Origin of the sequence: Actinocrinis sp. (assembly GCF_035946395.1) — a bacterium.
GTDB lineage: Bacteria > Actinomycetota > Actinomycetes > Streptomycetales > Catenulisporaceae > Actinocrinis.
The window spans coordinates 1-9,786 of record NZ_DASYZI010000383.1; the positions used below are offsets into that span (position 1 = coordinate 1).

Here is a 9,786-nt window from a genome sequence, read left to right on the forward strand (position 1 = left end):
TGTACGAAGCGCCGATCCGGTCCCGCAACTCGTGCAGGAGCACGGTCGCGAAGGTGGTCTTGCCGGAGTTCACCGGGCCGACGAGTGCCACGAACACGCTGAGCATCGCGCTGTAGTCGCCAGGCAGTTCGTGGTAGCAGCGGGAGCAACTGCGCACCGAGGTCGGCACCTCGCACGACGGGCACGGCACCCGCCGTTGGCGTCCGGGCCGATCGAACGGGGCGCAGGAGCCCACGCCGCCGGGAGGCATCCTGACACAGCGGAACGGGAGCTCGTCCGACGGCGTCGGATGGAAGCAGTGCGGACACATCACCATCGCCACGGGATTACCCGATCATCAGCTGATGCCGTCCGGGGTGCCGCACTCGGACGCGCTCGGCGCCGGGTCCGACCGCGAAGCCGCGCAGGTAGCAGGGCCCTGTGGCGGTCTCCAGATCGAACTGCGCGCTCGTCCCGGCGGGTTCGTTCGTGAGCTGAGCCGCTGGTATCCGCGCCAGCTCGGCCTGCCGGGTCGGCGCGAGCGGTGGCAGCGACCCGCGGCTTCCCACGACGACGAAGTCAGGCGCTTGATCGAGCCCGTGCCCCTTGTAGGACACCGTCACGACGTGCCGGTGCTTGGCCCTGCGTGATGGCCGGGTGATCGCATAGTCGATATCCGGGCGCTGTGACAGGGTCACCGTCGCACTCCGGGAGCCGAGCACCACGTCGGCCTGCGTCGGGTGGGTCGGCGTCACCTGGATCGTGTACCGCTCGCCGTCGGCCGGGAAACGTAAACCGGCTCTGCGATAGCCGGCCTGTGTCAATTCCCTAATTCCGCCGCGGTCGACGGTCTCGGGTTCGGGTGACGAAGGGTGGACGATCCAGCGAGCGGTGAGCGCGGCGACGCCTGGCGGCCAGGCGAACTTGACGATGACCGTGTCGCCGAAGCGTGTCGCCGAAAGCCCGTCGATGGGTGTTTCGACCGCGACGTCCACGCTCGGCCCCACGATCGCGCGGTAGCCGAGCACGGTCACCAACGCGAGACGGCTGCGGCCCGCAACGAGGTGGTCGACCGCCACCTCGGCCTGCGTGGGCGGGCGCACCGTGGTGGCCGCCAACACCTTCCCGAGAGAATCCGCAGCCGCGGCGGGAAGTTCGAATCCTTCGTCCGCCTGCACTCCGTCGGCGAGCGTCACCAGTCGCACCTCGCCGAACTGCGGCGGCAGCCACCGCACGAGCACCGAGCCGGAGGGCTTCCCAACCGCGGACATTGACGTCGCCGCCGTTGGCCAGCGGACGACCTGGACGCTCTGCGCCGTGCCCGCGGACCAGGCCCAGGTTCCGTCCGACCTGGTATATCCCGTCGACACCAGATAGTGGTACCGGGTGTCGACCCGCACCTCGTCGTCGCTGAAGGCGGTGCCATCGGTGGAAATCTCTTCTCCATCCGTCGGGCCGCGAGGCGACCGTCCGGCGGCGCGGACGACCCTGACCCGGCTCGCGCCCGGCGGCCGCCGCCAGCTGCCGTGCACGACCCCGTTGCCGGCGGTCAGCATGAGATCCGCGACCTCCGGAGTAATGGTCACCGAACCCGTAGTGGCAGGCTCTGATTCAATGCGTCCGTCGCGCACCGTGCGGACCACGTAGCGCACCGGATCGCCGAGCGGGACCTGCCGGTCGAGCGCGAGGCAGTCCGTGGTATGGCAGACCTCTTCTTCCGCCGCGGCCGGTACACCGGCGTTGACGTGCGGCACACCGACGCGCACCACGCGATACGTGATCTGCCCGACGGACGTAATCGAGGGCTGCCATGTCAGCCTCGCCCCGTCGTGCTCCGGCACGATGACGAGGCTGCGTGGTGGGGGCGGCGCACAGCGGTCGAGCAACGCCGGAATGCGTGGTTCGTCAGCCGCGCGGGATTCTGCCTCAAGGTATCGACGCACGGCGCCGTCGGTGTCGCCGCGGGTTTCGCAGCGTTCTCCCTCCTGGATCAGACGGTCGAGCCGCGCCGTGTCGCCTGCGATCCGGGCGACGAGCGAGACGAGCGCGTGATCCGTCGGCTTCACGATTTGGGCAGCCAGGACACCGGCGGTGCGCAGCATCCGAGTCTCATAAGCGCCCTGTATCGACTCAAGCACGTCGAATCGCGTGGCCGGGCGACCGGCCATCGCCATCGCGGCCAGCAGCGGGGCTTCCTCCTTCACAACGCCGAGCCCGACGATGTGCGCCGCGACGGTGTTCAGCGGAGCATTCGCGTCCAGGGAGGTCCATACCGCCTTGCAGATCTGGTACAAAGCCAACCTGCGCAGTGCCATCCCGTCGGCGCGGACGACCGGAATGAGCGAGCCGAGAACGGTCAGCGACGCGGTGCGGTCCGCGCTTTCGCCTCGTTGCACCAGAACATCGCGCAGCCTGAGGAGCAGCGCGGCGTCCGCCCGCTTCCACGAGATTCCCGAGGTGGCGAACCAAATGCCGTCGAGCACCCGAAACGGCCGCTCCGGACGGCGGTTGACGAGGTCGACGACGTGTCGGCAGCCCAAGGACACCAACGCGGCCTGGATTTCTGGGTAATCGATGATCCCCGGCAGCTGGGGCGCGGCAGAGCCCCTGACGTTACCCCTCATTCAAGCCCTTCGCCTCGCCTGACGACGATTATGCACGCTGAGTCGCACGAGCGTCAGGGGTTCCGGAGGAAAATGCCGCAGACGCGGATCGGAAGTCCGTGCGACGGATACGCTGGCCGCCGAAGCGAATTAGCTCTTTGATCTCGTCGGGGGATCTGGCGATGTGAGGGCCATCATGGAAGCGTAAATCACCCGTTAAGAGGCGTTTTCCTTCCTGGCGGCTACACGGGATACTGCTTCGGCGGTGCTGGCCAGAGTTTCCGCCGCGCGTCGAAGCCAATGCCACGATGTCAGACCCAGAATGATTGCCACGACGGCGGCGGGCCACCACCAGAAGCCGAGGACGAGGTAGGCGCAGCTCCAAACGAGCGCCTCGCACGCGACGTCGTAATCGTCGCGTGCGTTGGTGAGGACGGTGCGGGCGTTGTCCGGGAGGGTCAGCAATAGTTCGAGCCACGACGTCCGGACGTCCACGCCGAGGCGGCGGGCTGCCTCCGCGGCCGCGGCCTCAAGGCGGTCGCCGATCCAGGTGGGTGTCTGCGGCGCGGATGGTTGCGCTGCGGCGGCGCGTGCTTTGAGGCGGGCGGCGCGTAGGGGCTGTTTCGCGTCCAGTGCGCGCACTGCCTTGCGCTTTAGATCGTTCGCGGACTGCCAGCGCTTCACCCTGGCGGCTCGGCGCCGGTCGCCGAGCCGGGTGAGCCACCACGGCCACGCACCGGCGGCGAGCGCACCGACCGCCTCCGCGGCGATCGGGACCGCGAACGCGCCGGCCGCGACTATCAGAACATAGATAATGACGGTCGCCGAGGTGTACGCGGACAGCGACCCGCTCGCCTTGGCCAGATCGGCGGTCAACCGCTGCTTCGCGAGCGCGGTGTCGTTCCAGTGGGACTGCCCCAGCGCCATGCCGATGAACGCGACCGCGACGAAGAGCGCTGATGGGAGCAGCCGTCTGAGGAACCAGCGGTCGGGGATTCGATTCTGCAACTGCAACAGCAGGCCCATGCCGCTCAGCCCTCCACGAAGTGCATGGCGAGCCCGAGCAGGTGGCAATCCGTGTCAGGCTTCGATTCCCCGGCCTCGCCGCCCGCGAGTTCGACCCGTGTGCAGACGCGTTTGGGACAGACCCAGCCGCAGACGCGCCGGGGCGCGGCGCCATCGCCGCCCGGCCAGCCGGGTCGCCCCATGGGGGTGGTCAGGCCGAGGCCACCCGGAACCCCGGCCGCCACGGCCATCTCGTGAAGTCCGCGCACCGCCGCATACCAGGGATCTGTCAACGGCGCGGTGGACATGACCGTCTCGATCGTCGGCCGCCACAGCCGACATTTGACCCGTGCGTTGAGAGCGGCGAGGTCCGTGCACAGGGCTTCAACAGCATTCTGATAATCCTCGCGCCGCTGGTGTTCCCTGGTGCCCATCGCCGCACTCCCGACGTGAAACGCTCCGCTGATGCGTCGTCGAAATTATATTGGTCGCATGCCCGATGAAGAGCTTTCACGTCGAGCTGCCGACCGGCTGCTTCAAGCCGACCGTACCGGGGACCTCGGTCCTTTGCTCACGCCGCAAGCCAAGAGCGACGCGTACCGCCTGCTGCGCGACGCCGCTGCGTCGCCGGCCGAACTCGTCCAGTTCGGCCCCGTTCAGCTCGCCTGCGCCACGTTCTGGGCCCGCGCCGCGGCGGGCGAGGCCAACCCGGAGGCGCAGTCCGAGGCGCTGGTCGCTCTCGGGCTCCGTAACATTCTGCGTCACCACCTGCCCGACCCCAGCGTGCTGCCTCCGCTGCCGCCGGGGGTTCCCGAGTTCGACGTCGACCGGATCACCCTCGTCGCGGGCTTCGCGTCGCTGGTCGGCGGCGCGTGCAGCGTACTCGCGTCCGATGAGATGGAAGAGGGCTCACGACCGGAGGCGCTGGCTACCATTGACCAGGGGATCGCCTGGCTGCTCGATGCGTTGCCCGCCGTGCCCATCGATCACGAACTGTTCCCCGACATCGCCGTTTGCGTGGTCGCGTTGCGGATGCAGCGCTACGAACTGGCCACCGATCCGCATTCGCTCGCCGGCGCCGCGGCGGTGGCGGTCGCGGCGTGCACGCACGTCCCGGTGGACCACCCACGACAGGGAACGAATCTGCCGCTCATGCTCGAAGTCCTCGTCCAGGCCGCGATCCTGCTGGGCGAACCCTCACCGCATGAGGCGACACAGCTGGCGCGCGCCTCCGGAATCGCCCCGCTGCCGCAGACGGTCAACCGCCTCGAAGTCCTGGACGGGCTGCAACTGCTCACTGACATGCCACACGAGGAACGAGAGCTCCAGATCGTCGGAACGCTGTACGCCGAGTCGATCGCGATCGACGATCTGCCTGCTCTCGCGTGTACGGCGGTCCGGATGCGATCCCTGCTGGCAGTGCTTCCCGAGGACCACCCGCATCGCGTGGCGGTGCTCGTGGCGCTCCACGGCGCTTACGAGCGCCTCGGCTGGAACGCGTCGGGTCTGCCTGAACCGCCCAGCGACGTGGCCTCCCGGCTCGATGCCGCCGTACAGCGATTCGTTCTCCTACAGGACGGCGCCCGCGAGGTGATGGCGGCGGAGACGGGCTCGCTGCTTGATCAGGTTCTTTCTCTCGGCGAGACACTCGCGGTCAGCCGCGGTCTACCGGGTCTGCCTCCCGAGGTGCGGGCGGCGATCGCCTTCGCGGACTGTGCCGCGTTGCCCGGTGACGATCCGCCGGCGCGGCCACTTGACCGGGTCCTGCGTTACCGCCGCGGATTCGAAGCGCTCCCGACCGACCACCCGGCGCGCCCCGCGTACGCCGTCATCGTGACCGCACACGTACGGGAGCGAGCCGAAACGCTCGCCGAGCGAGCCCCGAACGAGCTTCGTGAGCTTGACGCGTGGACAGGGTCCGTCATCGCAGAGCTCGAACGAAGCGTGCCACCGGGGTTCGAACCACTGCGCTGGTTGGCGACCCTCAATCCCCAGGCGGGGAACTTGAGAGCGATCGGCGCGCTGCCCGAGTCGTGGTCGCCGCAGGCCGACGAGACGCTCGACGCCGTCGCGAGCGCGTCCCTGCGGGCCGTCGCCGAAGTCGTCTTCGGCGTGGCGAGGGTCTTCAAGGAGCAGACGGGCGGCGACTTCGCGGCGATGGACGCCCTCATGAACGTCAGCGCGCGGATCGGCGGAGCCGAGACCCTTGAGGCCGACGTCCGCGACCTGACCGAGTTCATGAACCGGATGGGCTCGGACGAGGAGGCAAGGACGTCGGGCCTGGCCGCCATCGGCAACTTGCTCAGCGCTCTGCTGGCCGGCCGAAACATGGGCACCGTCTCGCAGGACACGCTCGGGCAGGTGGCCGATCTGCTGCGGCAGTCCTACGACGCGGCAGATCAGCCCTCTGCATCGGTCGCTGGGAGGCTGGCGGAGACGCTGACCGCGCTCGGGATGCGCACCACCGACCCGGCTCGGTTCATCGAGGCCGAGGCGGTCTACGCCGACTCGGACGGCGCCAGCCGGACCGAGGAGGGGAGCAGCGCCGTCGGAGCGTATCGGGGTGCCGCGGCGCGGGTGACGCACGGTCTTTACTCGTACGTCTTCGCTTACGACCCCGACCAGCTCGAACGCGCGAGGCAGAGCATCCCGGCGTTGCTCGACCTGGCCGAACGCGCCGACGCGGAGCAGGGACCGGACAGCCGGGGGTTCCACAACCACGCGGCGGTCCTGCGTGATCAGCTGGACGTCCAAGGCCCGGGCGGCGGACCGAAGGACGACATCACCGACGAGGTCATCGAACGCTGTCGGCAGACCTACGCGAGCATGCCAGACGGCGAATACCGCGAGCAGGCCGCCATGAACCTGAACCGCGCGCTCCTCTCGCGTGCCGGAGCGATCCGCGCTGACGAGCCGGAGCGCGCGGACCGGCTGCTCACCGAAGCGTCCGAGGTCGCCGGGAGCATGCCGGGGACGCTCGGCGAATCGCTGAAGCCGCTCATGCAGCGACTCCTCGCCCTCCAGCGCGGCGAACCCGTAACGCCGGTCGAGATCCCGGAAGCCGCCCGACTGCCGTCCCTGCCCACCGGGAAACCCTACCCATGCAGTCCGCGATGGAGACGGTGATGCGGCATGCCGCAGCCGGCCGCGGTACCGACGCGGAAGAGCTGCGGTATTCGGTCGAGATCTTCCACAATCCGGCGCTTCCGGCCTGGTTCCGCGTCCAGATGGGGATCATCGCCGCGCTTGAGGCCGCCAACCTCTACCCGGGTGGACTTGACTACTCCCTCCTGTACGGTGCCGAGACGATCGCGTTGCTGGAGAAGCTGACCGACCGCGGCGTCTCGCAGCAGGCTGCGGAGCACGCGCTCACGGCGTTCGACGGAGCGATCCGGCGGATCGCATCACTAGCGCTCACCAATGCCCTGCTTCCCGGTTCCCTGGGGCTGGCCGAGGAAACCGGGAAGCGGATAGCCGTGCTGGAGGGTCTCGTCGAAGAAGCCGCGCGAAGCGGTGGTAAGGCGGACGACGAGCTGAGCGGGCGGATCATGGAAGTCGTCGGGTCCATGACGGCCTCGTTCCGGTCGGTTCACGCGGTTGTCAGCCCACAGATCGACGCGCTGGTCGCGCTGCACGATCGCGGCCGCGGTCTCCTGCTCACGCGCAGGCTTGAATCCCGCACCGATCTGAGCGCCCTCAGGGCGGCGCACCCCGAGCTCGCCGCCGATTTCGAGGAGCTGACCGGGCGGCTGGAAGCGGGTGACGGCGCGGCGGCGGGCAGAGCCCGGCTGGAGGGTCTGCGCACATCGGAACGGCTCGACGAGCTGATCGCGCGGATCAAGTCCCAGCCGGGGTTTGCGCAATTCCTCGGCTGGCTCTCTCCCGACCAGCTCCGCGCGATGGCGTCGCAGGGACCGATCGTCGTGCTCAACCATGCGAAAGAGCTGCCGTGCGTCGCATTCATCGTCACGACGGACGAAATCAGCGCTCTTCACCTCAAGGACGTGAAGGCGCAGGAGGTCACCGACGCCGCACGGCGGCTCAGCCGTGCGATCGAGGCGATCTACGCCCGCGGACGCCTGCGTCCGCGGGTGAGCGGCTTGCTCGCGGCGCGCGACGAGATCACCGAGATACTCGACTGGGCATGGCACAGGATCGTCGAGCCCGTGCTCGACCGTATCGGATACCTCGAACCGGTCCAGCCCGGCGCCGAGTGGCCGCGTGTCTGGTGGATCCCGACCGGGCCGTTCAACGCGATCCCCTTGCAGGCTGCGATGTGCAAGGCGGCTGACTGCACCGAAGGGCAGCACGGCAGCACGCTCGACTGCGTGGTTTCGTCGTTCGTCCCGGGGTTCCAGACTCTCGCGCACGCACGGGCGCGGGCAGCCCGAGGCCCTGGCGTCCGCGGCGGCGAGCGTGACAGCGCGCCGCATGCGCTCATCGTCTCAGAACCCGACGATGTGCTGCCGGGAGCCGTGTCGGCGGCCCGGTTCGCGGCCGACGCCCTGGGCGCCGACACGGTGCTCGTCGGCTCCGACGCCGACCTGGCGACCGTGCTTTCAGCCCTCGAAAACTCACAGTGGGTGCAGATCGGCTGCCATGCGCACAGCTCCCCGGACCGTCCCGCCGGCAGCTGGATCCAGCTGCCCAGCGGAGAGGCGCTCTCGGTGCCGGACATCTGCCGGATCCGTCCAGACTCGGCCCGGCTGGCCGTCTTGACGGCCTGCGGCACGGCGCGCTCCGCCGAGCGCCTCTCCGACGAAGCCGTCCATGTCACCAGCGCGTTCCTGCTGGCCGGATACCCGGAGGCGGTCGGCACGCTGTGGGAGGTCGAGAGCACGCAGATCGAGTCGTTCCTGCGTGGCTTCTACGCTCGGGCACTCGACGGCACAGCGACCACTGCCCACGCAGTCCACCACGCCGTCAGGGAGTTGAGAGACACGATTTCCGACAGGCCGCACGTCTGGGCCGCGTACATCCACGCAGGAAGCTGAAAAGCTCGTCGAACACCGCAGCGGAGATCAGACACCATAGTGAACGTAGGCGGCCCACCGCGTCGGCAGCACCGGCGTCCGTTCCCGCTGCTCGCGGGTCGCCCGATGCAGCGCCTCAGCGACCGATTCGAGGACCGGCCGCGTCGCGCCGTCGTCGGTGAGGTGAGCGTAGACATCGCGCGCGACGACAGCGGCGGTTTGATCGCTGATCGGCCAGAGGGTGCCGATCACGTTCCGGTATCCGGCGAGTTGGAACGCGGCGGTCAGCTGCGTGGACTCGTCGACCTGGAGCGGGCTTCCGTCGGTGGTGCTGCACGCGGACAGATACGCCAGCTGCGCCGACTCAAGGTGCAGTTCGATGATGTCGTGGAGCGTGAGAGGACGCGTGAGATGGTCGTGGAGTATCAGCCGGCGCCGACCCGCGGATCGGACGCCGGTGCGAGCTGACCGGCGATCCGCTCGCCTGGGCGAGCGTGACCAGCGCGTGAACGGGCTGTTCGACGAGCTGGGCAAGAAGATCGCGGACCAGTGGCTGGTCGAGCTGCTGCCCGGCCTGCTCTGGCTGTGCACTGCGCTGCTCGCTCGGCAGCTCGGCTGGGCGCACGCGCTGGACCCGCGTATGGCCGAACCGGGTACGGGCAAAGAGCACCACGGCGCGGATCTTCGCCCGCATCGCGGCCGAGGCTGGGATTACCCGCCGGTCGGACGTAAGCGCTCGAGGATAGGTTGCCGCCCCGATGAGGCGAGCGCGCTCGACCTGCGTCTCGCCTTCACTTGACCTGTTTCTGACAGCCCGCGAATGACCGTGATTTCCTGCTCCATCTGGCACGGATCTAGCACAGCCCGTTTAAGGCGTAGCATTCGTCTACGAACTCTGCGACCAGCGTGTTGTGTGGTATTTCCAGTCTCATGAGGTCGCCATGAACTGTGCGAATTCGTTGTCATGGGTCGCCGTTGGTGCCAGTCGTTGGTGTAACACACCAACTCCTACTTCGTAATGCATCGGAAGGTGTGGTCGTGGCTCGCGAGGCTAGTCGTCATCAAACTATCACACTGCTTCATTCCGCAACCTGAGAATGCGTCAGCCTTGGCCCCATACTGTGGGCAATTCCCAAGACTGGGTCGAATTACCACTCGTGCAGTTCTCTATCGTGAGTTGATATGCATTATTGTTGGACACAGGATGGGCGGTAAGGCAGCCAATA

The 9,786-nt window shown here is 68.3% G+C and carries 7 protein-coding genes; 3 read left to right on the forward strand and 4 right to left on the reverse strand.

Annotation, left to right across the window (positions count from 1 at the left end; genetic code table 11):
- Positions 1–326: 326 nt before the first annotated feature.
- The 3 genes from VGS97_RS23815 to VGS97_RS23825 all read right to left on the reverse strand — a co-directional run bounded on the left by VGS97_RS23815 (position 327) and on the right by VGS97_RS23825 (position 4,021).
- Positions 327–2,603 carry a hypothetical protein gene (locus VGS97_RS23815; RefSeq protein ID WP_326855864.1) on the reverse strand — a complete coding sequence of 759 codons (2,277 nt, stop codon included), beginning with the start codon at positions 2,601–2,603 and terminating at the stop codon, positions 327–329.
- Between the two features lie 195 nt (positions 2,604–2,798).
- A complete protein-coding gene (locus tag VGS97_RS23820; protein ID WP_326855865.1) occupies positions 2,799–3,608 on the reverse strand; it encodes a hypothetical protein in 810 nt (269 codons plus the stop codon).
- Between the two features lie 5 nt (positions 3,609–3,613).
- Positions 3,614–4,021 (reverse strand): hypothetical protein, encoded by a 408-nt coding sequence (locus VGS97_RS23825; protein WP_326855866.1) that lies wholly within the window; start codon positions 4,019–4,021, stop codon positions 3,614–3,616.
- A 58-nt stretch (positions 4,022–4,079) separates the two neighbouring features.
- Here VGS97_RS23825 and VGS97_RS23830 point away from each other — a divergent pair, with 58 nt between their 5' ends.
- Both VGS97_RS23830 and VGS97_RS23835 read left to right on the forward strand, forming a co-directional pair.
- A complete protein-coding gene (locus VGS97_RS23830; RefSeq protein WP_326855867.1) occupies positions 4,080–6,713 on the forward strand; it encodes a hypothetical protein in 2,634 nt (877 codons plus the stop codon).
- Entirely contained in the window at positions 6,689–8,581 is a 1,893-nt protein-coding gene (locus tag VGS97_RS23835; RefSeq protein ID WP_326855868.1) for a CHAT domain-containing protein, read from the forward strand. The genes VGS97_RS23830 and VGS97_RS23835 overlap by 25 nt, the downstream gene beginning before the upstream one ends.
- Before the next feature lie 27 nt (positions 8,582–8,608).
- Here VGS97_RS23835 and VGS97_RS23840 read toward each other — a convergent pair whose 3' ends face one another.
- Complete coding sequence (locus tag VGS97_RS23840) at positions 8,609–9,151, reverse strand: CHAT domain-containing protein (protein ID WP_326855869.1); 543 nt, start codon at positions 9,149–9,151, stop codon at positions 8,609–8,611.
- Here VGS97_RS23840 and VGS97_RS23845 point away from each other — a divergent pair.
- On the forward strand, positions 9,066–9,359 hold the full coding sequence (locus tag VGS97_RS23845) for a hypothetical protein (RefSeq protein WP_326855870.1): 294 nt from the start codon (positions 9,066–9,068) through the stop codon (positions 9,357–9,359). The two genes, VGS97_RS23840 and VGS97_RS23845, sit on opposite strands and share 86 nt — an antisense overlap.
- Positions 9,360–9,786: the final 427 nt, after the last annotated feature.

Excerpts from the sequence above, each read along its gene's own strand:
- VGS97_RS23830 (WP_326855867.1), top strand. The coding sequence starts at position 4,080 with ATGCCCGATGAAGAGCTTTCACGTCGAGCTGCCGACCGGCTGCTTCAA.
- VGS97_RS23815 (WP_326855864.1), bottom strand. The coding sequence starts at position 2,603 with ATGAGGGGTAACGTCAGGGGCTCTGCCGCGCCCCAGCTGCCGGGGATC.
- VGS97_RS23835 (WP_326855868.1), top strand. The coding sequence starts at position 6,689 with ATGCAGTCCGCGATGGAGACGGTGATGCGGCATGCCGCAGCCGGCCGC.
- VGS97_RS23825 (WP_326855866.1), bottom strand. The coding sequence starts at position 4,021 with ATGGGCACCAGGGAACACCAGCGGCGCGAGGATTATCAGAATGCTGTT.
- VGS97_RS23820 (WP_326855865.1), bottom strand. The coding sequence starts at position 3,608 with ATGGGCCTGCTGTTGCAGTTGCAGAATCGAATCCCCGACCGCTGGTTC.